Source organism: Stutzerimonas chloritidismutans, from assembly GCF_020783375.1.
In the GTDB taxonomy this organism is placed as follows: domain Bacteria; phylum Pseudomonadota; class Gammaproteobacteria; order Pseudomonadales; family Pseudomonadaceae; genus Stutzerimonas; species Stutzerimonas kunmingensis.
Genome location: NZ_CP086067.1, coordinates 290771 through 310890, shown reverse-complemented (window position 1 = coordinate 310890; position 20120 = coordinate 290771). Strand labels below are relative to the sequence as shown.

Sequence of the window (20120 nt, the reverse complement as noted above, 5' to 3'; positions counted from 1 at the left end):
AAGCAGGTAGAATGCCGCGCAGACCCAAGGCGGCGGCGCAAGTAATGTCCACGATAGAGAAGAATATTGCAAAGGTCGCAGCGCGCATCCGTGAGGCGGCGCAAGCTGTGGGACGCGACCCTGCTTCGGTCGGCCTGCTGGCGGTGAGCAAGACCCAGCCGGCCGCCGCCATTCGCGAGGCCGCCGAAGCCGGCATGCGCGATTTCGGCGAGAACTATCTGCAGGAAGCGCTGGACAAGCAGGCCGAGCTGAGCGAGCTGCCGCTGACCTGGCACTTCATCGGACCGATCCAGTCGAACAAGACCAAACCCATCGCCGAACACTTCGACTGGGTGCACTCGGTGGATCGCCTGAAGATCGCCCAGCGCCTGTCCGATCAACGTCCAGCCGAACTGCCGCCGCTGAATATATGCCTGCAGGTGAATGTCAGCGGTGAGGCGAGCAAATCCGGCTGCGCGCCAGAGGAACTGCCACAGCTGGCACAGGCCGTCGCCGCGATGCCGCGTCTGCGCCTGCGTGGACTGATGTGCATTCCCGCACCGAGCGAAGACCCCGCCGAGCAGCGCGCCGCCTTTGCCCGCCTGCGCGCATTGCGCGATGAACTGCCACTGACACTGGATACGCTGTCCATGGGCATGAGCCAGGACCTCGAAGCGGCGATTGCCGAAGGCGCGACCTGGGTCCGCATCGGCACCGCACTGTTCGGCGCCCGCGACTACGGACGCCCTCAATAAAGGAATCGCTATGACCTCACCCCGCATCGCCTTCATCGGCGCCGGCAACATGGCTGCCAGTCTGATCGGCGGGCTGCGCGCCAAGGGCGTCGCAGCGGACGCCATTCGCGCCAGCGATCCAGGCGCCGAGCAGCGCGCGAAAATCAGCGCCGAGCACGGCATCCAGACGTTCGCGCAGAACGCCGATGCACTGGCCGGCGCCGATGTGGTGGTGCTGTCGGTCAAGCCGCAGGTCATGCAGGCGGTCTGTCAGGATCTGACTCCTCATCTGGCCCACGGCCCCCTGATCGTCTCGATCGCCGCCGGCATCAGCTGCGACAGCCTGCAGCGCTGGCTAGGCCCGCGCCCTCAGGCGATCGTGCGTTGCATGCCCAACACGCCGGCCTTGCTGCGCCAGGGCGTCAGCGGCCTGTTCGCCAATGCCCAGGTCAGCGACACGCAGAAGCAGCAGGCCGAGCAACTGCTGTCGGCCGTCGGTATCGCGCTATGGCTCGAAGAAGAGCTCCTGATCGATGCGGTAACCGCCGTTTCCGGTAGCGGTCCTGCCTATTTCTTCCTACTGATCGAAGCGATGACGGCTGCCGGACAGCAGCTCGGCCTGCCCCGCGAGACCGCCGCGCAACTGACCATGCAGACCGCGCTGGGCGCAGCTCGCATGGCTTGCGAAAGCGACGTCGATGCCGCCGAACTGCGGCGTCGCGTCACCTCGCCGAACGGAACCACCGAAGCGGCGATCAAAGCCTTCCAGGCGGGCGGCTTCGAGCAACTGGTGCAGCAGGCGTTGAACGCGGCCGCACAACGCTCGGCCGAACTGGCCGAACAACTGGGTCAATAGGTCTGTTGACGCTTCGCTCGCGACGAAACAACAGCCTCTAAGGAGCATTCATGTCCCAACTCTCGCAAGCCCTGATCCTCGTCATCCAGACGCTGGGCAGCCTCTATCTGCTGATCGTGTTGCTGCGCTTCATCCTGCAGCTGGTACGCGCCGACTTCTACAACCCGCTCAGTCAATTCATCGTCAAGGCAACCCATCCCCTTTTGCGGCCGATGCGCCGCATCATTCCGAGCATGGGCACGCTGGATATTTCTTCGCTGATCCTCGCGCTGATCGTGCAGATGGTGCTGATGGCGCTGATCCTGCTGATCGCCTACGGCACCATCGGCAATCCCTTGCTGTTGCTGGTCTGGGCGCTGATCGGCATCACTGGGCTGTTCCTCAACATCTTTTTCTGGGCGCTGATCATCAGCGTGATCCTGTCCTGGGTCGCGCCGGGCAGCCACAACCCGGGCGCACAGCTGGTCAGCCAACTCTGCGAGCCGGTCCTGGCGCCGTTCCGCCGCCTGCTGCCAAACCTCGGCGGGCTGGATATCTCGCCGATCTTCGCCTTCCTGGCGATCAAGCTGCTGGACATGCTGGTAATCAACAACCTGGCCACCATGACCCACATGCCGAACATCCTGCGCATGCTCATCTGAGACGCCGTTCATGCTTTGCTGCCAAAGCGGCACCGAGGAGCCAAAAGCGCCTCGGAATGCCGCATGGCTGCACGTAGACTTCAACTTCTCGGCTTTTTCCATCCTGCCTCGTACTTTGCTGCGGGGTGTGAACGAGGACATCGACTCGAACCCGAACCGCCCATGACCGCCCATGCCGCCAGCAAGGCCGCTCGGTCACGTCAGGCTTCGATTGAATTGACCTTGTACCGGCGGGTCCGATAATTCGCCGAATCACACCTCCGGGAGCTGGATGAGCATGGAACGTCTCGATCGACAAGTGGACGCCTACGTCACCTGGAAGCGTGACCTCATTCGTGAGATCACCCGCTACCGCAGCTGGCTGGCGCATAATCGGCTTTCCAGCGAGGGCGTCGAGGCGCGCCTGGAACGAGCGCTGCGGGTGTTACGCACCGATCACATCACCCTGGCTTTCGTCGGCGAGTATTCGCGCGGCAAAACCGAGCTGATCAATAGCCTGTTCTTCTCCAACTACGGTCAGCGCATCCTGCCTTCACGGGCTGGCCGCACCACCATGTGCCCCACCGAACTGCTGTTCGATCCGCGTTCGGAACGCTCCTACATCCGCCTGCTGCCCATCGAGTCGCGCCTGGAAGACACCAGCATCGCGCAACTCAAGCGCACACCGCGACTCTGGCTCAATCTCCCGCTCGACCCGCATGACCCGGAAAGCATGGCCGAAGCCTTTGCCCAGGTCGCGTTGACCAAGGCCATGCCGGTGGAACAGGCAATTCAGCTCGGCTTTGACCCGGCCGGCCTGGAAAGCAGCAGCAGTGGCGATACCGTACTGGTCCCGGCCTGGCGCCACGCCGTGGTCAACTTCGACCACCCGCTGTTGCGTCAGGGCTTGCGCATTCTCGATACGCCCGGGCTGAACGCGCTGGGCAGCGAGCCGGAACTGACCCTGTCGATGCTGCCCAATGCCCAGGCAATCGTGTTCCTGCTTTCTGCCGACACCGGTGTCACCGCCAGTGACATGCAGATCTGGCAGCAGCACATCCGCCAGCTCGACGAAGATACGCAGAACAGCCTGTTCGCCGTACTGAACAAGATCGACGTGCTCTGGGACGATGTTGCCGGCGAGACCTTCGTGCAGAAGGCCATCGAGGATATCCGTGACAGCACCGCGCAACAGCTGGGCATTGATTGCGCCGACGTCCTGCCGCTATCGGCCAAACAGGCACTGATGGCGAAGATTCGCGGTGACCAGGCGCTGCTCGAACGCAGCCAGCTGGCACGGCTGGAAGAATTGCTCAGCCAGCGCATCCTCACGCAGAAGGAACGCCTGCTCGAAGACCAGGTGGTGCAGCAGGTGATGGCGCTGCTGCAGAACAGTCAGCATGCCCTCAAGCTGCGCCTGGAAAAGGTCATCGAGCAGCGCGATGTGCTGGCCAGTCATCAGGAAGGCAGCGGGCAGATGCTGCTCGAACTCACCGCGCGCACGCGGCACGATCACAACCGCCACCACAAGCGCCTGCTCGACCTGAAGACCAATCAGCGCCTGCTGCAACGCCAGGGTGAGCTGCTGCGCACGGCAATACGAGCCGAACGCCTCGAGGAGCACCTGACCCGGTTGCGACGCAGCCTGACCGGCAGCCTGACCACGCTGGGCATCAACTTGGCGATCCTGCACTTCTTCCGCTCGGTGGAACAGGACTTGGGCATCCTCGAGCAGGAGGCGGAAAGGGCCAACAAGATGGTTTCGGCGATCTACCGGCGGCACAGCGAAGAAAACCCCCTACAGGGTATCGACCCGCCGTTGTTCCAGTTGCTGCCTTATCAGCGCGAGCTGCGCAGCCTGCAGGGCAAGGCCGATCAGTTCCGCCTGCAGTTGAAGACCCTGCTCACCGAGCAGCGAACACTCACCAGACGCTTCTTCTCTACCCTGGTGCAGGAGGTCATCGGCATGCACCAGCGGCTGCGCCAGGAAGCCGAACAGTGGGCTGGCGATGCGCTGACGCCGCTGCTGCAGTTTTCCCTGGAACACAAGCAACAGCTGGAAACCCACATCCTGCAGTTGAAGAGTCTGGCCAGGGAGAGCCAGCAGAACAGCCAGCGCGGACAATTGCTGACGCGCTACAGCGGCGAACTGGAGCTGCAACTGGCACAGGCCGCAGAAATGCTCCGCGCGCTGCGCCGACCGGCGCCGCTGCGGCGGCAGGGCAAGGTGGTCAGCCTGACCAGCGCGCAGATCAGCTAAAGCTGTCGCCATTTCGTCGCAGCCCGCGAGGAAATGGCGAGAGCCCCGCTCGCCGTTGCATTTCAGGATGAATTGCAACGCGCATACCTTTAGACTTTGCCGCCTTCTTCAAGCAAGAGCCAGGGTCGATGCCCACTGCAATTCCCGCCGATTCCGTTGGCCTGGTGAGTCCGCAGGTCGCGCATTTTGCCGAACCACTGACACTCGCCTGCGGCCGTACGCTGGCCGATTACCAGCTGATCTATGAAACCTATGGCGAGCTGAATGCCGCGCGCAGCAATGCCGTGCTCATCTGCCATGCACTCTCTGGCCACCATCATGCCGCCGGCTACCACAGCATGGACGACCGCAAACCCGGCTGGTGGGATTCCTGCATAGGCCCGGGCAAGGCCATCGATACCGATCATTTCTTCGTCGTCAGCCTGAACAACCTGGGCGGCTGCAACGGTTCGACCGGCCCGAGCAGCACCAACCCGGCCAGCGGCAAGCCCTACGGTGCAGACTTCCCAGTGGTGACAGTGGAAGACTGGGTGCACAGTCAGGCACTTCTGGCCGACCGCCTTGGCATCGCCCAATGGGCAGCGGTGATAGGCGGCAGCCTGGGCGGCATGCAGGCCTTGCAATGGACCATCAGCTACCCTGAGCGAGTCCGCCACTGCCTGGCCATCGCCTCGGCTCCCAGGCTGTCGGCACAGAACATCGCCTTCAACGAAGTCGCGCGCCAGGCCATCCTGTCCGACCCGGAATTCCACGGCGGCCATTTCCAGGAGATGGGCGTGATTCCCAAGCGCGGCCTGATGCTGGCGCGCATGGTCGGCCACATCACCTACCTGTCCGATGACGCCATGGGCACCAAGTTCGGTCGCGGACTCAAGAGCGAGAAGCTCAATTACGACTTCAACAGCGTGGAATTCCAGGTCGAAAGCTACCTGCGCTATCAGGGCGAGGAGTTTTCCGGGCGTTTCGACGCCAATACCTACCTGCTGATGACCAAGGCGCTGGACTACTTCGACCCGGCGGCAGCCCACAACGACGATCTGGCCAAGACCTTCGAGGGCGCCCAGGCGCGCTTCTGCGTGATGTCCTTCACCACCGACTGGCGCTTTTCGCCGGAGCGCTCGCGGGAAATCGTCGACGCCCTGCTCGCTGCGCGCAAGGATGTCTGCTACCTGGAGATCGATGCGCCGCAGGGCCACGACGCCTTCCTGATCCCCAATCCCCGCTACCTGCAAGCCTTCCGCGGTTACATGAACCGCATAGCCGTATAAGGAACGAAGATGCGCGCCGATCTGGACATCATCCAAGAGTGGATTCCGGCCGGCAGCCGAGTTCTCGACCTCGGCTGCGGCAATGGCGAGCTGCTGGCCTGGCTTCGCGATCACAAGCAGGTCAGCGGCTACGGCCTGGAAATCGACCCGGACAACATCGCCGCCTGCATCGACAAGGGCGTCAACGTCATCGAGCAGAACCTCGACCTGGGCCTGGGCAACTTCGCCAGCGACAGCTTCGACATGGTGGTGATGACCCAGGCGCTGCAGGCCGTGCATTACCCCGACCAGCTGATGAAGGAAATGCTGCGCGTCGGCCGCCAGTGCATCATCACCTTCCCCAACTTCGGCCATTGGCGCTGCCGTTGGTACCTTGCGAGCAAAGGCCGCATGCCGGTGTCGGAGTTCCTCCCCTACACTTGGTACAACACGCCGAACATTCACTTCTGCACGTTCGAGGATTTCGAGCGGCTGTGCCAGGAAAGCGGTGCCAGGGTACTCGAACGCCTGGCAGTCGACCGCGATCATCGGCATGGCTGGGCCAGTCGCATATGGCCGAATCTGCTGGGTGAAATCGGCATCTACCGCGTCACCGGGCCATCCCGCTGAGCGGCTTCAACGCTGGAGGTAAGCACATGAAACGCATCCTGATCGGTCTGTTGGCCGCACTGCTCACATTGCCGGCGCTGGCCGAGCGCAAACACAGCGTCGGCGAATACGACGTCCACTACAGCGCCTTCAATTCGGGCTTCCTGCAGCCGGACATTGCCGCCGCCGCCGGACTCACGCGCAGCAAGACCCAGGGCGTAGTCAACGTCTCGGTGATCAAGGACGGCAAACCGGTCGCGGCGCAGGTCAGCGGCGTAGTGAAGAACCTGCTCGGGCAGGATCGCCCGCTGGGCTTCAAGCAGCTCAAGGAAGGTGACGAGGCGATCTATTACCTCGCGCAGTTCCCCTTCGACTCGCAGGAAACCCTGCGTTTCGCCCTCACCGTTCAGCCGACCGGCGCCGAGCCGTTCAGCTTCGAGTTCAACCAGGAATTCTTCCCCGACCGATGATGCCTTTTTCCGAACTGGTACTGGCCAGCCACAACGCCGGCAAACTCAAGGAGCTCCAGGCCATGCTCGGTGACGCGGTTCGCGTGCGCTCGGTGGCCGAGTTCAGCACCGTCGAGCCGGAGGAAACCGGTCTTTCCTTCGTCGAGAACGCCATTCTCAAGGCGCGCAACGCCGCGCGGATATCCGGTCTACCGGCGCTCGCCGACGACTCCGGCCTGGCCGTCGACGCCCTCGGCGGCGCACCGGGCATCTACTCGGCGCGCTACGCCGATGGCCAGGGCGATGCCGCCAACAACGCCAAGCTGCTGGACGTCCTGCGTGAGGTTCCGGATGCCGAACGCGGCGCGCAGTTCGTCTGTGCCCTGGCGCTGGTGCGCCACGCCGACGATCCACTGCCGATCATCTGCGAAGGCCTCTGGCACGGCCGCATCCTGCATGCAGCACGCGGCGAGCATGGCTTCGGCTACGACCCGCTGTTCTGGGTGCCGGAATGCGACTGCTCCAGCGCCGAGCTGCCTGCAGCGCAGAAGAACCAGCTCAGCCACCGTGCACGCGCCATGACCCTGCTCAAGCAGCGGCTGGGGATATGAAAGCGGCAAACTCAGCCCCGCTAAGCGCCAGCGAACGCAACCACGGCGCGCCGACAACGGCAGGCTTCGAATTGCCCCCGCTGGCGGCGTACGTACATATTCCCTGGTGCGTGCGCAAATGCCCGTACTGCGACTTCAACTCCCACGCGGCCGGACCCGAACTGCCCGAAGACGCCTATGTCGCCGCGCTGCTGGCCGATCTTCGCGCGGATCTTGAGCACGTCGGGGACCGCCGACTGACTTCGATCTTCTTCGGCGGCGGTACGCCAAGCCTGTTTTCTGCCAAGGCACTGGCGGCGATCATCGACGGGCTGGAACGGCTGGTCGGCTTTTCCGAGGACATCGAGATCACCCTGGAGGCCAATCCGGGGACGTTCGAACAGGCCAAGTTCCGCGACTACCGCCAGCTCGGCATCAACCGGCTGTCCATCGGCGTGCAGAGCTTCCAGGCCGAGAAGCTCAAGGCGCTCGGGCGCATTCATGACGGCGACGAAGCGATTCGCGCAGCGGACATGGCCCGCGCCGCCGGCTTCGACAACTTCAACCTCGACCTCATGCATGGCCTGCCGGACCAGAGCCTGGAGGATGCGTTGAGCGACCTGCGCATCGCCATCGCCCAGCAACCGACGCACCTGTCCTGGTACCAGCTGACCTTGGAGCCAAACACGGTGTTCTGGAGCCAGCCGCCGCAGCTGCCCGAAGACGATATCCTCTGGGACATCCAGGAAGCCGGCCAGACGCTGCTCGCGGAGCACGGCTATCGCCAGTACGAGACCTCCGCCTACGCCCAGCCCGGGCGGCAGGCGCGGCACAACCTGAACTACTGGACCTTCGGCGATTTCCTTGGCATTGGTGCCGGCGCCCATGCCAAGCTCAGCCACGCCGACGGACGCATCCTGCGCAGCTGGAAGACCCGCCTGCCGAAGGACTACCTCGATCCGGCCAAGGCCTTCCGTGCAGGCGAAAAGCTGCTGGCAGCGGACGAATTGCCCTTCGAATTCCTGATGAATGTGCTGCGCCTCACCGACGGCGTACCGGCCATGCTGTTCACTCAGCGCACCGGACTGCCGCTGGATGTGCTCGCCAAGCCACGGCGCGACGCCGAAGCGCGCGGCCTGCTCTCGGCTGACCCAGCGCGCCTGGTGGCGACGCCGAAGGGCCAGCTGTTTCTCAACGACCTGCTACAGAGCTTCCTGCCTTAAGGACACCGCATGGATTTGCTACTCGACCTGATCGTCACGCTGTCGCGCTGGAGCCGCAGCCACCTGTCGGATATCTCCCTGGCGCTGATGGCCACGCTCTTCGTACTGTTCGGCCCGGCAATCAATACCTGGGTAAAGGGCGCCGTCAGCAGCCTGAACTTCTTTTTCCGCACGCTGATTTTCGTACTGGTCTGCGCGGTGGGCTATGGCCTGGCGATCGTCTTCCTCACCCCGTGGATGACCCAGGGGCTGGCCCACCTGAACAACTACAGCCTGGCGCCGGTGCTGCTGCTGATCTTCTTCCTCATCGGCGTGATCGCCGACCGCAACTAGTGGCCTGGTTGGTAAGGTCAGTTGGTCGACTCCGGCGCCCATGGCCCCGATACTGTGTTGCTGCTCCTTGCCATAGCCCCGCTATGACGCGTCGCAGCGCCTTCTCGGAGCCATGTACATCCGAACTTGCCTTGACCAACTGACCGCACAAGCCACTTACGCCGCTCAGCCTTCGCGAAGAAATCGATCGAGATCGACGGCCTCGCCCGGCCGATAGCACAGCTGCCGGCGCAGATCCTCGAACAGCGGGTCGTAGATGCCGTGCAGGCCGAAGAGGATATCGGTGTCCACCGGCACACCGTGGCGACGCAGGCACTGACGGACGCGTTGCAGGAAGTTGCAGGCGACATCGCGGTGCATTCGAAACTGCTCGTCCACCAGAGTTGCTCCGGCCTCGAAGCGCAGGTGAAAACACGCCCACTGCGGCGCCTCCGGCGTGCCCTCGACACGATAGTCGAGCTGCAGGTGATAACCCGGTTTCCCGGAAGCGGAAAGGCTGTGGTACTCCAGTTGTCCCGGTCTGAACACGCGGCTCCCTCCTTTTGCGAATGACGTGGCTGCTTGCCCGGCTGCCGGGCCGCCTTTGCAGCGCTACGCAGGCGATCATCCCACTGCCGCGCCAGCCCACTCTTGAGCGAAGTCACTACCCGTGCTCGGCCCCGCCGAACAGGAGCAACCTTGTAGCCTCACACCGCCGCAGCGACGCGCGACGGCAGTTCTGGTGGTACAAAAAAGGGCGCCAGCGGCGCCCTTTCGTGCATCTTCTGTTTCTGTCCTTCGTCAGTTGCCGCGACGCAGCGCCTGCGGCGAGAAATCACGCGGGCCGAGCTTGACGTTGAAGTCGTACATCGGCTCGTTGTTGTCCAGCCCATCGACGAAGTAGTTGCCGTCCTTGAGGTGGTAGAGCGTTTCCAGCGTGCTGTTGAACATCGGCACGTCGTAATAGCTGATCGGATGGCTTTCCTGCAGGCCGATCAGCTCGCCCTTCTCGTCGTACAGGTCGACGGCAAGGATCGCCCAGCTGTCCTCGTCGATATAGAACCGACGCTTGTCGTAGAGGTGACTGAAGCCCTTGCGCAAAGTCGCCTCGACAACCCACACGCGATGCAGCTCATAGCGCAGCAGTTCCGGGTTCAGGGTGCGTGCCTGGACGATGCTGTCGTAGGGGAGGCCCTTCTGATGCACGGCATAGCTGTTGTAGGGCATCAGCATTTCACGCTTGCCGAGCAGCTCCCACTCGTAGCGATCCGGCGCGCCGTTGAACGAGTCGACCACATCGGCCGTGGCCAAGCCGCTGGTGTCGGGCTGCAAGGAGTCATAGGCCAGCGACGGCAGACGGCGCACGCGGCGATCGTCCGGGCTGTAGCGCCACGCCTTGCGAGTGGTCAGCACCTGGTCGAGCGGGTCCTGCACCACCAGTGCCGTACCGGACAGCTTGGCCGGCGCGGTGACACGGTACTTGTAGTACAGCACGGTGTTGTCCAGGTCCGCGTGAGTCATGCCTTCGCGGTTGTAGACGTAATAGATGTGCCGATCGCGCTTGATGTAGTTGGCCCGGCCACCGATCACCACTGCCTGGTTATTGATCATGTGGCTCTGGTCACCCTTGTAATGCAGGATGTGATTCCAGATCACCTCGATGCCGCTCTGCGGGATCGGGAAGGGAATGCCGGCTGCCGCGCCCTGGATACCGTTGCCGTTGGCGATGAGCTCGGCGCTGACGGCGTTGTAGCGAGTGGCATCATAGATCCGCTGCGGCACCGAGGCGCTGCGGCGGGTCGGAAATACGCGCAGGTGGTAGTCGGGATAACGCTCCAGCAGCGCCTTCATACCGCCGGAAAGCTGGCCGCTGTACTCGTTGATATTGGTGTGATCGACGCGATAGAGCACTGTATCGGCCGCATACGGGTCGGGATGGTGCATCCCGGGCTGGTAGCCGGCGGGTGCTGCAACGCCCCCGGCCCAGGGCGGGATCGTCCCCGCGGGATTGCCGCCGCGCTCCGCTCCCAGCGGAGTCAGGTCCTGCCCCAGTCGCGCGGCCTGCGTGCTGTCTACCTTCGCCTGTGCCGGTAACGCGGTACAGGCTGCCAACAGCAGAATTCCGATCTTTCCGTACATCGTCTACTCCCCCAATTGCGCACGATGCTGGGCACCGCGTGGCGAGCCCGACTATCGGCGTTGCATTGTTATATGGTGTGGGCAGGCATGCCGTCCTGGCAGCACTCTTCCCTGGCCGCTGCTGCGGCTCTCGATCTGGGTGTGGCAAGCGACCTGGCTGCCTGGCGCCGCTGATAGGGCAGCCGGGACTAGGTCGCGGGCGTTTCGCTTTTACTGACCGCGCTCAGTCGATGCGCTGGAATTTCAGGTCCCAGACGCCATGACCGAGCCGTTCACCACGACGCTCGAACTTGGTGATCGGTCGCTCCGCAGGCCGTGACACGCAACGTCCATCCTCGGCCAGATTGCGGAAGCCCGGGGCGACGTTCATCACCTCGAGCATGTATTCGGCATAGGGCTCCCAGTCGGTAGCCATATGCAGTACGCCGCCAATCTTCAGCTTGCTGCGCACCAGCTCGGCGAAAGCCGGCTGCACGATACGTCGCTTGTGATGACGGCTCTTGTGCCAGGGGTCCGGAAAGAACAGCAATACGCGGTCCAGGCTGGCGTCGGCCACGCAATCGCGCAGTACCTCCAAGGCGTCGCAACTGTAGACCCTGACGTTGTTCAATTTCTGTGACACAAGTCCGCTCAGCAACGCGCCGACACCAGGTTTATGCACTTCCACGCCAATGAAGTCCTGATCCGGCGCCGCGGCGGCCATTTCCAAGGTGGAATGGCCCATGCCGAAGCCGATCTCGAAGGTGCGCGGCGCGCTACGGCCGAACACCTCGTCGAAATCGCGCAGACCGTTCTCGATCTCCAGGCCGAACTTCGGCCAGCCTTGCTCCAGGCCACGCTGCTGGCCTTCGGTCATGCGCCCGGCACGCATCACGAAACTCTTGATGGTACGGCGGTGCTCGGTTTGCTGCGCTTCGGCCGCGGGGTTCTGCTCTGTCATGGTCTACCTGCGAGAAATAAAAAAGCCGGCCCCTGACACAAGGTCGGGGCCGGCCACGAATCGGTTCAGCGAATCAGCCCGTCCAGCGGCGACGAGGCGCTGGCGTAGAGCTTCTTCGGCATGCGGCCGGCGAGATAGGCCAGGCGGCCGGCCTCGATGGCGTACTTCATGGCCTCGGCCATCAGCACGGGATTCTGCGCATGGGCGATGGCGCTGTTCATCAGCACCGCTTCGCAGCCCAGCTCCATGGCGATAGTGGCGTCCGAAGCGGTTCCGACACCGGCATCCACCAGCACGGGCACGGTGGCTTCCTCGAGGATGATGCGCAGGTTGTAGGGATTGCAGATGCCCAGACCAGTGCCGATCAGGCCGGCCAGCGGCATCACCGCGATGCAGCCCATCTCGGCCAGCTGGCGAGCGATGATCGGGTCGTCGCTGGTATAGACCATGACGTCGAAGCCGTCCCGGATCAGTACTTCGGCGGCCTTGAGGGTCTCGATCACGTTGGGAAATAGCGTCTTCTGATCGGCCAGCACTTCCAGCTTGACCAGCTTGTGGCCGTCGAGGAGTTCACGGGCCAGGCGGCAGGTACGCACCGCGTCCTCGGCGGTGAAACAGCCGGCGGTGTTCGGCAGGATCGTGTAGCGCTCGGGGCTGATCACGTCGAGCAGATTCGGCTCGCCCGGATTCTGGCCAATATTGGTGCGGCGCACCGCGACGGTGACGATCTCGGCACCCGAGGCCTCAATGGCCGCACGCGTCTCCTCAAGGTCCTTGTACTTGCCGGTGCCGACCAGCAGGCGCGATTGATAGGTGCGACCGGCCAGGGTGAAGGGCTTGTCGTGCGGAACTGGGCGCATGGGAATTCCTCGTTCGGACGTGTTGCTGCGGACTGGGCGCCGCAAGGCGGCGTACTTCGGATGAACGCGACCGGCTAGCCGCCACCGATGGCGTGCACCACCTCGACGTGATCGCCTTCGCTGAGTTCGGTGGTCGCGTGCGCGCTGCGCGGCACAATGTCCCGGTTGAGCTCGACGGCCAGACGGCGTCCGGTCAGGTCCAGACGCACCAGCAGGTCGGCCACCGACTCGCCGGCTGGCAGCTCATAGGGTTCGCCATTCAACTGGATGTGCATGCTGTTCGCCGCCATTGCGAAAAGGGGACGGCATTCTAGCCCGAAACATCCACGCCACCAACGCGAAGCCCGCGGCCGTTCGTCCCGCTCAGCTGCGTATGCGCCAGCCGGCCAGCGCCAGGCAGAGCCAGCCTGCGAGAAAGGACGTACCCCCTAGCGGCGTGATCATGCCCAGCTTGCCGATTCCGCTGAGGGTGAGCAGGTAGAGACTGCCGGAGAACAACAGGATACCGGCGACGAACAGGGCACCTGCCGCAGTCAGCAGGCGGCCGGGCCGATGCAACGAAAGCAGCGCGACGCCAAGCAGTGCCAGCGCATGAAGCATCTGGTACTGCACGCCCGTCTGAAACACCGCAAGATAGGCTGCGCTCAGCTGGCTCTTGAGGGCATGGGAAGCGAAAGCGCCAAGCGCAACGCCGGTCAAGCCGAACAGCGCGGCAAGGACGATATAAGCACGAATCATTGCCATTTCCGGTCGATGGCCTTAGCGGCCGCTATAATGCCCGCTCTTTTCGCCCACGACCAAGTGCCATGTTGCGAAACCTGCTGCTGCGCCTCTCCAAACTGCTGCTCTGGCTGATCGGCCTCTCGGCGCTGCTGGTACTGCTGTTTCGCTGGGTGCCACCACCGTTCACCGCTTTGATGATCGAGCGCAAGATCGAGTCATGGCGCACAGGCGAAACTATCGACCTGACCCGCGACTGGCGGCCTTGGAAAGTACTGCCGGACGATCTGAAGATGGCGGTGATCGCCGCCGAGGATCAGAAGTTCGCCGACCACTGGGGCTTCGATGTCGCAGCAATCCGTGCGGCGCTCAGCCACAATGAGCGCGGTGGCTCGCTGCGCGGTGCCAGCACGCTGAGTCAGCAGGTGGCGAAGAATCTGTTTCTCTGGTCCGGCCGCAGCTGGCCGCGCAAAGGACTGGAGGCCTGGTTCACTGCGCTGATCGAGCTTTTATGGCCCAAGCAGCGCATCCTTGAGGTCTATCTCAATAGCGTCGAGTGGGGCGATGGCGTCTTCGGTGCGCAGGCGGCGGCACAGCATCACTTCGGCACTGGTGCACCGTACCTGTCGACCCGACAAGCCAGCCTCCTCGCCGCGGTGCTACCCAATCCGCGACAGTGGAGCGCTGGCAAACCGAACGGCCATGTGAACAATCGCGCCGCATGGATTCGGAAACAGATGCGCCAGCTGGGTGGCAACCACTACCTGCAGCGGATCAAACCGGACCACCCGGACTGGTGGCCGGGCTGGCTCTGAACCAGCATGCAGAACAGCCGGCGCAGCAGGATGCAGCACCTCCGGTGCGAGATCACGTGCCTCCCGCTCGGTCAGTGCGATGGGGTTTGACTATGCAGTATCTGGATCGGACCCGAGAGCAACCATGAACACCTACCTCGTCCGGCTGAGTCTGGGCTACTTCTGCCTGGCCATGCTGTGGATTCTCCTCGGCGACACACTAGTCGGCTACCTCGCTGCAGGCGATAGCCAGACCTGGCAGACGGGCAAGGGAGCCCTGTTCGTAGCGCTTACCACCGCGCTGATATTCGTGCTCGGCAGACAGCACTTTCGACGCTTCGACGAACAACAGCGCGCACATCACCTGCAGGAGACCAGCCTGAAGCAGGCCGCCGCAGTCTTCGACAGCACTCAGGAAGGCGTGCTGGTCACTGATCCAAGCCAACACATCGTGCACGTCAATCCGGCGTTCAGCCGCATCACCGGATACAGCACCGAGGAAGTCCTTGGACAGACCCCTAGACTCTTCGCGTCTGGAAAGCACGACGCAGCCTTCTACAACCAGATGTGGCTGGCGCTGAAAGAGCATGGCGAGTGGAGCGGCGAGATCTGGAACCGACGCAAGAATGGCGAGGTGTACCCGCAATGGCAGAACCTGCGCTGCATCCATGACAACCAGGGCCAGCTCAGCCATTACGTGGCGGTGTTCTCCGATCTCTCGGCACTCAAGCGCTCGCGCGAAGAGCTCGACCAGCTCGCTCATTACGACCCGTTGCTCAAGCTGCCGAATCGGCTGCTGTTCACCGAACGCGCCAAGCAGGATCTCGAGCGCGCCAGGGCCAACAGACGCAGCGGTGCATTACTTCTGATCGACCTCGATCACTTCAAGGACATCAATGAAAGCCTTGGCCACAGCCTGGGCGACGCGCTGTTGCAGGCTGTCAGCACGCGACTGGGCGAGTACCTGGAAGAAGGCATGACGCTTGGCCGACTCGGCGGCGACGAGTTCGCCCTGCTCTGTGAAGGCTACGGCGCGGAGAAGGCCACCTCGCTGGCGCTGCGCATTCTCGACCGACTGAACGAACCCTTCCATATCGCCGGCCAGGAGCTGTTCAGCAGCGCCAGCATCGGCATCGTGCTGTACCCCTATCCGACCGACGTGCAGAACGTCGAACAGCTGATGCGCAACGCCGACTCGGCGCTGTTCAAGGCCAAGAACAGCGGCCGCTCAACCTATGCGTTCTATTCCGAGGAACTGACCAGCCAGGCCCGCCAGCGCGTCGAACTGGTCACCGCATTGCGCCAGGCCCTCGAGCAAGGACAGCTGCGCCTGCACTTTCAGCCGATCTACGACCTGCGCGAGGGCACGATCACCGGTTTCGAGGCACTGGTACGCTGGCTACACCCGGAGAAAGGCCTGATCGCACCGGGCATCTTCATTCCCGTCGCCGAGGAAACCGGGCTGATCAGCGCGATCGATCACTGGGTGCTGGAGCAGGCCTGCAATCAGGCTCGAGAGTGGCTTGGCCAGGGTCGCCCGCTGGGCTTCATTGCGGTGAACATCTCCAGCCGCCTGTTCGGCAACGGCGAGCTCGACCTGCAGGTCGCCACCATTCTGGCCCGCTGCGGGCTAGAGGCGCACCATCTGGAACTGGAGATAACCGAAAGCGCGGTGATGCAGGACCCGGACGCCGCCCTGGAGCTACTGCAGCGCCTGCGCGCACTCGGCGTTCAGCTGGCGATCGACGATTTCGGCACCGGCTACTCGTCGCTCCAGCGACTCAAGCGCATGAACGTGCACAAACTGAAGATCGACCAGGGCTTCGTCCGCGGCCTGCCCAACGACCGCGAGGACGCCGCCATCACCCGCTCGGTCATCGGTCTGGCACACAATCTGGGCCTCAAAGTCGTGGCGGAAGGCATCGAGACTGCAGACCAGGCGGCGTTTCTGCTGACGCAGAATTGCGACTATGGCCAAGGTTACGGCTTTGCACGACCGCAGCCTGCCAGCGACGTCGATTGGTGCCCTGCCGAACTCCGCTACGGGCAGAGTTGCCGCTCGTCCGGAGCCTGATCAGGCGCATATATCAATAGGCCATTACGGCAGGTAAGCTGACAGAACGGTCAACCTCGCCGTCATGGAAGGCCGGGCAACCGGCTTTTCGGCATACTGGCTCGTCTGCCGCAGACTGGCACCGATTCCAGGCCTCCGGCGTCCAATTGGTCAACCACCGCGTACCGCAGCGAAGACAATGAGCGATCCAGCGATACACCACAATCAGCCTCACGGCCTGCGACAGCTGTTCAGCTGGAGAAACGGCGTTGCCTGGGGAATGCTGGCGTTCACCCTGCTGGTCCAACTGGTGGTCTGGCAGAGTCTGCGCACCAACGAGGATCGCGCTGCCCGGCAGCAGTTCCAGATGCTCGGCGAGAAGGTCACTGAAGCCATTCGCAAGCGGCTGCGGGACCATGAGCAGATCCTGCTCGGCGGCGCCGGTCTGTTCGATGCCGTGGAGAACGTCAGCCGCGAGCAGTGGCGCACGTACGTCGAGCGCTTGCTGCTACCAGACCGTTATCCCGGCATCCAGGGTGTCGGTTTCAGCCAGGCAATTCCGCAGGCCGAGCGCGATGCGCACGTCGCACGCATTCGTGCACAGGGCTACCCGGATTACGACATCCATCCACCTGGCCAGCGCGACCTCTACACCTCGATCGTTTTTCTCGAGCCGTTCCTCAGGCGCAACCTGGCCGCTTTCGGCTACGACATGTATTCCGAGCCGACTCGCCGGCGCGCCATGCAGCGCGCGGCCCAGTTGGGCGAAACGAGTATTACCGGCAAGGTAACGCTTCTGCAGGAAACCCACGGCAAGGTGCAGGCCGGTGTGCTGCTCTATGTCCCGGTGTATCGGCCGAACGCGCCACTAACGACACCGGAGCAACGCATGCAGGCGCTGCGCGGCTTCGTCTACAGCCCTTATCGCGTCGAAGATCTGATGCGCGGCATTCTGCGTGCGGCCGACCTGCCGCTGGCGCTGCATATCTACGCCAGCCCCGGTGAAGAGCCGGAACACCTGCTCTACGCGTCGCACGAAGCCCCCGAGCCCGGCAGTGCGGGCTTCAGCCAGTTGCAGCAGTTGGATCTGTACGGCCAGACCTGGACGCTGCGCATGGATAGCCGGCCCGAGTTCGACGAGCGTTTCCACTCCAACGAGGCGCTGGTGTTCGGCCTGGGGCTCGGCCTGAGCCTGCTGGTTTTTTTCCTGACCTCGTCGTTGGCGCTGCGCCATAGCCGAGCCCAGGCGCTGGCGAACGAGATGACCCGGCACATTCGCCAGAGCAGGCACGACCTGCGGCTGAGCGAAGAGCGCCTGTCGCTGGCGCTGAAAGGCAGCAACGACGGCCTGTGGGATCTCGATCTGGAAGCCGGCAGCATGTTCGCCTCGCCCCGCGCCTGGGAAATGCTCGGTTATCGTCCCAACGAGCTGACCTGCGACCTCAAACTGTGGGAGCGGTTGACGGTTGCCGAAGACCTAGCGCAGCAGAAGGCGCGCCTGGCCCAAACCATGCTTTCCAATGTCGACCACTTCACCACCGAATTACGCCTGCAACACAAGCATGGTCATGTCGTCCCGGTACTGCTGCGCGGCCATATCCAGCGTGACCCGCAAGGCATGGCCCAGCGCATCAGCGGCACGCTGATGGACCTCACCGAACGCAAGCGCGTCGAGCAGATGAAGAACGACTTCGTTTCCACCGTCAGCCACGAGCTGCGCACGCCACTGACCTCCATCAGCGGTGCGCTCGGACTGATCGTCGGCGGCGCGCTCGGGGCAGCGCCTCCAGCCATGCAGCAGATGCTTGAGATCGCCTACCGCAATAGCCTGCGCCTGGGTCATCTGATCAACGACCTGCTGGACATGGAAAAGATTGCCGCCGGCAAGATGTCGTTCGAACTGCGCGAACATTCGCTTGGCGACCTGCTCGAGGAATCGCTGGCGAGCAACCAGGCCCTCTGCGAGCAGCATGGCGTGCGCTGTACGCTCGAGCATCCGACCGATGTGCTGGTCTGGGTGGACGGCCTGCGCCTGCAGCAGGTGCTTGGCAACTTCCTCTCAAACGCCGTCAAGTTCACCCCCGAGGGCGGAGAGATTCGCCTGCACAGCTCCCTGCGTGGGACCAAGGTTCGTATCAGCGTTACCGACCAGGGCCCCGGCATTCCCGAGGCGTTCCGCTCCCGCGTGTTCGAGAAGTTCGCCCAGGCCGATGCCTCCGACAGCCGGCAGAAGTCCGGTACCGGACTCGGACTTGCGATCACCAAGGAGCTGATCGAACGCATGGGCGGTACGGTCGGCTTCGACTGCGTACCCGGCCAGGGCACCACCTTCTGGTGCGAGCTGCCGATCCAGATACCGCCAGCCGAATCGGACTGCCGCGACGGCCAGCCGCGAATCCTGGTCGTCGAAGACGAGCCTGACACCGGCCGTCTGCTGCATATGATGCTGCGCGAGGGCGGCTACGGCGTGGAGCGCGTGCAAAGCCTGCATCAGGCCCGTGAAAAGCTCGCTGCCAGCCATTACGAGGCCATGACACTGGACCTGCACCTGCCCGACGGCAGCGGCATGCAGCTTATCGACGAATTGCGCGATCAACCGGCGATGCAGGATCTGCCCATCGTCGTTATCTCCGCCGCGCACCAGTTCGAGCAGGCACAGTTCCCCGCAGGGATCGTCTGGCTGCACAAGCCGATCACCAACGCCCAACTGCTGGTCGCGGTTGAACAGGCGCGAGACAACATCCGCCAGGCCAGAAGCAAGCCTCGATAGCCGGGCGGCACCCCGAGCGAACGACAGGCAAAAAAAACCGCGGGAGCCAATGGCATCCCGCGATTCTTTTTCAGCTGACGAGCATCAGGCCTGAATCGAGCCCTTCAACTTGTTCATCGCATTCTTCTCCAGCTGACGAATGCGCTCGGCCGATACGTTGTACTTGGCAGCCAGGTCGTGCAGGGTCGCCTTGTCTTCGTTCAGCCAGCGTTGCTGGAGAATGTCCCGGCTGCGCTCGTCGAGCCCCTCGAGCGCCGTATGCAGGCTGGAAGTGGAACTGTCGCTCCAGTCGGCATCTTCCAGCTGGCGGGCCGGATCGTAGCGATGATCTTCCAGATAGTGCGCAGGCGACTGGTAGGCGCTGTCGTCGTCGGCATCGGCGGCCGGGTCGAAGGCCATGTCATGGCCGGTCAGGCGGCTTTCCATTTCGCGCACTTCGTGCGGCTCGACGCCCAGGCTATTGGCCACGGCGGTGACTTCATCGTTGTTCAGCCAGGCCAGACGCTTCTTCTGGCTGCGCAGATTGAAGAACAGTTTGCGCTGCGCCTTGGTGGTCGCGACCTTGACGATGCGCCAGTTGCGCAGGATGAACTCGTGAATTTCGGCGCGAATCCAGTGCACGGCGAAGGACACCAGCCGCACACCCATTTCCGGATTGAAACGCTTGACCGCCTTCATCAGGCCGACGTTGCCTTCCTGAATCAGGTCGGCCTGGGCCAGACCGTAGCCGGAATAGCTGCGGGCGATGTGAACGACGAAACGCAGGTGCGCCAGCACCATCTGCCGAGCCGCTTCGAGATCCTGATGATAGAAGAGGCGCCCGGCCAGCTCGCGCTCCTGCTCGACGGTGAGCAGCGGGAGGCTGTTCACGGTCTGCACGTAGGCCTCGAGATTCGCTCCCGGGACTAGCGCTTGAACAGGTTGCAGAGTAGTTGTCATGCAGTACCTCCAATGACGAAGCTGCA

At 63.3% G+C, this 20120-nt stretch carries 20 protein-coding genes; 13 read left to right on the top strand and 7 right to left on the bottom strand.

What is annotated here, in order from left to right; translation table 11 throughout:
• Positions 1-44: 44 nt before the first annotated feature.
• The 10 genes from LLJ08_RS01455 (at position 45) to LLJ08_RS01410 (ending at position 8900) form a co-directional block, all read left to right on the top strand.
• Positions 45-734 carry a YggS family pyridoxal phosphate-dependent enzyme gene (locus LLJ08_RS01455; protein WP_228208027.1) on the top strand — a complete coding sequence of 230 codons (690 nt, stop codon included), beginning with the start codon at positions 45-47 and terminating at the stop codon, positions 732-734.
• Between the two features lie 10 nt (positions 735-744).
• Positions 745-1569, top strand: coding sequence for a pyrroline-5-carboxylate reductase (proC, locus tag LLJ08_RS01450; RefSeq protein WP_228208026.1), 825 nt, complete (start codon positions 745-747; stop codon positions 1567-1569).
• A 50-nt stretch (positions 1570-1619) separates the two neighbouring features.
• Positions 1620-2210 (top strand): YggT family protein, encoded by a 591-nt coding sequence (locus LLJ08_RS01445; RefSeq protein ID WP_041015113.1) that lies wholly within the window; start codon positions 1620-1622, stop codon positions 2208-2210.
• Between the two features lie 271 nt (positions 2211-2481).
• Positions 2482-4449 (top strand): dynamin-like GTPase family protein, encoded by a 1968-nt coding sequence (locus tag LLJ08_RS01440; RefSeq protein ID WP_041015112.1) that lies wholly within the window; start codon positions 2482-2484, stop codon positions 4447-4449.
• Positions 4450-4577: 128 nt separating this feature from the next.
• Positions 4578-5717 carry a homoserine O-succinyltransferase MetX gene (gene metX / locus LLJ08_RS01435; protein WP_014818742.1) on the top strand — a complete coding sequence of 380 codons (1140 nt, stop codon included), beginning with the start codon at positions 4578-4580 and terminating at the stop codon, positions 5715-5717.
• Between the two features lie 9 nt (positions 5718-5726).
• On the top strand, positions 5727-6326 hold the full coding sequence (gene metW, locus LLJ08_RS01430; RefSeq protein ID WP_023446081.1) for a methionine biosynthesis protein MetW: 600 nt from the start codon (positions 5727-5729) through the stop codon (positions 6324-6326).
• A 26-nt stretch (positions 6327-6352) separates the two neighbouring features.
• Positions 6353-6775 (top strand): DUF4426 domain-containing protein, encoded by a 423-nt coding sequence (locus LLJ08_RS01425; RefSeq protein ID WP_023446082.1) that lies wholly within the window; start codon positions 6353-6355, stop codon positions 6773-6775.
• Positions 6772-7365, top strand: coding sequence for an RdgB/HAM1 family non-canonical purine NTP pyrophosphatase (rdgB, locus tag LLJ08_RS01420; RefSeq protein WP_228208025.1), 594 nt, complete (start codon positions 6772-6774; stop codon positions 7363-7365). The genes LLJ08_RS01425 and rdgB overlap by 4 nt, the downstream gene beginning before the upstream one ends.
• Positions 7362-8567, top strand: a complete 1206-nt coding sequence (gene hemW / locus LLJ08_RS01415; RefSeq protein WP_228208024.1) for a radical SAM family heme chaperone HemW — start codon at positions 7362-7364, stop codon at positions 8565-8567. The genes rdgB and hemW overlap by 4 nt, the downstream gene beginning before the upstream one ends.
• A gap of 9 nt (positions 8568-8576) precedes the next feature.
• Positions 8577-8900, top strand: coding sequence for a DUF3392 domain-containing protein (locus LLJ08_RS01410; RefSeq protein ID WP_003303164.1), 324 nt, complete (start codon positions 8577-8579; stop codon positions 8898-8900).
• Positions 8901-9065: 165 nt separating this feature from the next.
• On the opposite strand, the gene LLJ08_RS01405 is transcribed toward LLJ08_RS01410, so the two are convergent.
• The 6 genes from LLJ08_RS01405 to LLJ08_RS01380 all read right to left on the bottom strand — a co-directional run bounded on the left by LLJ08_RS01405 (position 9066) and on the right by LLJ08_RS01380 (position 13556).
• Positions 9066-9428, bottom strand: coding sequence for a DUF5064 family protein (locus LLJ08_RS01405; RefSeq protein WP_173425583.1), 363 nt, complete (start codon positions 9426-9428; stop codon positions 9066-9068).
• 252 nt (positions 9429-9680) lie between these two features.
• A complete protein-coding gene (locus tag LLJ08_RS01400; protein WP_044314787.1) occupies positions 9681-11018 on the bottom strand; it encodes a DUF1329 domain-containing protein in 1338 nt (445 codons plus the stop codon).
• Between the two features lie 223 nt (positions 11019-11241).
• Complete coding sequence (trmB, locus tag LLJ08_RS01395; protein ID WP_179485472.1) at positions 11242-11958, bottom strand: tRNA (guanosine(46)-N7)-methyltransferase TrmB; 717 nt, start codon at positions 11956-11958, stop codon at positions 11242-11244.
• A gap of 65 nt (positions 11959-12023) precedes the next feature.
• On the bottom strand, positions 12024-12818 hold the full coding sequence (locus LLJ08_RS01390; protein ID WP_014818734.1) for a thiazole synthase: 795 nt from the start codon (positions 12816-12818) through the stop codon (positions 12024-12026).
• A gap of 74 nt (positions 12819-12892) precedes the next feature.
• Positions 12893-13108 (bottom strand): sulfur carrier protein ThiS, encoded by a 216-nt coding sequence (gene thiS / locus LLJ08_RS01385; protein ID WP_023446088.1) that lies wholly within the window; start codon positions 13106-13108, stop codon positions 12893-12895.
• A gap of 73 nt (positions 13109-13181) precedes the next feature.
• Entirely contained in the window at positions 13182-13556 is a 375-nt protein-coding gene (locus LLJ08_RS01380) for a DUF423 domain-containing protein (RefSeq protein WP_014818732.1), read from the bottom strand.
• 68 nt (positions 13557-13624) lie between these two features.
• On the opposite strand from LLJ08_RS01380, the gene mtgA reads away from it, so the two are divergent.
• The 3 genes from mtgA (at position 13625) to LLJ08_RS01365 (ending at position 19155) form a co-directional block, all read left to right on the top strand.
• Positions 13625-14353, top strand: coding sequence for a monofunctional biosynthetic peptidoglycan transglycosylase (gene mtgA, locus LLJ08_RS01375; protein WP_228208023.1), 729 nt, complete (start codon positions 13625-13627; stop codon positions 14351-14353).
• A gap of 124 nt (positions 14354-14477) precedes the next feature.
• On the top strand, positions 14478-16406 hold the full coding sequence (dibA, locus tag LLJ08_RS01370) for a phosphodiesterase DibA (protein ID WP_228208022.1): 1929 nt from the start codon (positions 14478-14480) through the stop codon (positions 16404-16406).
• Between the two features lie 178 nt (positions 16407-16584).
• A complete protein-coding gene (locus LLJ08_RS01365) occupies positions 16585-19155 on the top strand; it encodes a hybrid sensor histidine kinase/response regulator (RefSeq protein ID WP_228208021.1) in 2571 nt (856 codons plus the stop codon).
• An 84-nt stretch (positions 19156-19239) separates the two neighbouring features.
• Here the strand turns inward: LLJ08_RS01365 and rpoH are convergent, their stop codons facing one another.
• Complete coding sequence (rpoH, locus tag LLJ08_RS01360) at positions 19240-20094, bottom strand: RNA polymerase sigma factor RpoH (protein WP_031298050.1); 855 nt, start codon at positions 20092-20094, stop codon at positions 19240-19242.
• Between the last annotated feature and the right edge of the window lie 26 nt (positions 20095-20120).

Coding starts and splice junctions, on each gene's coding strand:
- LLJ08_RS01455 (WP_228208027.1), top strand. CDS start 45: ATGTCCACGATAGAGAAGAATATTGCAAAGGTCGCAGCGCGCATCCGT.
- proC (WP_228208026.1), top strand. CDS start 745: ATGACCTCACCCCGCATCGCCTTCATCGGCGCCGGCAACATGGCTGCC.
- LLJ08_RS01445 (WP_041015113.1), top strand. CDS start 1,620: ATGTCCCAACTCTCGCAAGCCCTGATCCTCGTCATCCAGACGCTGGGC.
- LLJ08_RS01440 (WP_041015112.1), top strand. CDS start 2,482: ATGAGCATGGAACGTCTCGATCGACAAGTGGACGCCTACGTCACCTGG.
- metX (WP_014818742.1), top strand. CDS start 4,578: ATGCCCACTGCAATTCCCGCCGATTCCGTTGGCCTGGTGAGTCCGCAG.
- metW (WP_023446081.1), top strand. CDS start 5,727: ATGCGCGCCGATCTGGACATCATCCAAGAGTGGATTCCGGCCGGCAGC.
- LLJ08_RS01425 (WP_023446082.1), top strand. CDS start 6,353: ATGAAACGCATCCTGATCGGTCTGTTGGCCGCACTGCTCACATTGCCG.
- rdgB (WP_228208025.1), top strand. CDS start 6,772: ATGATGCCTTTTTCCGAACTGGTACTGGCCAGCCACAACGCCGGCAAA.
- hemW (WP_228208024.1), top strand. CDS start 7,362: ATGAAAGCGGCAAACTCAGCCCCGCTAAGCGCCAGCGAACGCAACCAC.
- LLJ08_RS01410 (WP_003303164.1), top strand. CDS start 8,577: ATGGATTTGCTACTCGACCTGATCGTCACGCTGTCGCGCTGGAGCCGC.
- LLJ08_RS01400 (WP_044314787.1), bottom strand. CDS start 11,018: ATGTACGGAAAGATCGGAATTCTGCTGTTGGCAGCCTGTACCGCGTTA.
- trmB (WP_179485472.1), bottom strand. CDS start 11,958: ATGACAGAGCAGAACCCCGCGGCCGAAGCGCAGCAAACCGAGCACCGC.
- LLJ08_RS01390 (WP_014818734.1), bottom strand. CDS start 12,818: ATGCGCCCAGTTCCGCACGACAAGCCCTTCACCCTGGCCGGTCGCACC.
- thiS (WP_023446088.1), bottom strand. CDS start 13,108: ATGGCGGCGAACAGCATGCACATCCAGTTGAATGGCGAACCCTATGAG.
- LLJ08_RS01380 (WP_014818732.1), bottom strand. CDS start 13,556: ATGATTCGTGCTTATATCGTCCTTGCCGCGCTGTTCGGCTTGACCGGC.
- mtgA (WP_228208023.1), top strand. CDS start 13,625: ATGTTGCGAAACCTGCTGCTGCGCCTCTCCAAACTGCTGCTCTGGCTG.
- dibA (WP_228208022.1), top strand. CDS start 14,478: ATGAACACCTACCTCGTCCGGCTGAGTCTGGGCTACTTCTGCCTGGCC.
- LLJ08_RS01365 (WP_228208021.1), top strand. CDS start 16,585: ATGAGCGATCCAGCGATACACCACAATCAGCCTCACGGCCTGCGACAG.
- rpoH (WP_031298050.1), bottom strand. CDS start 20,094: ATGACAACTACTCTGCAACCTGTTCAAGCGCTAGTCCCGGGAGCGAAT.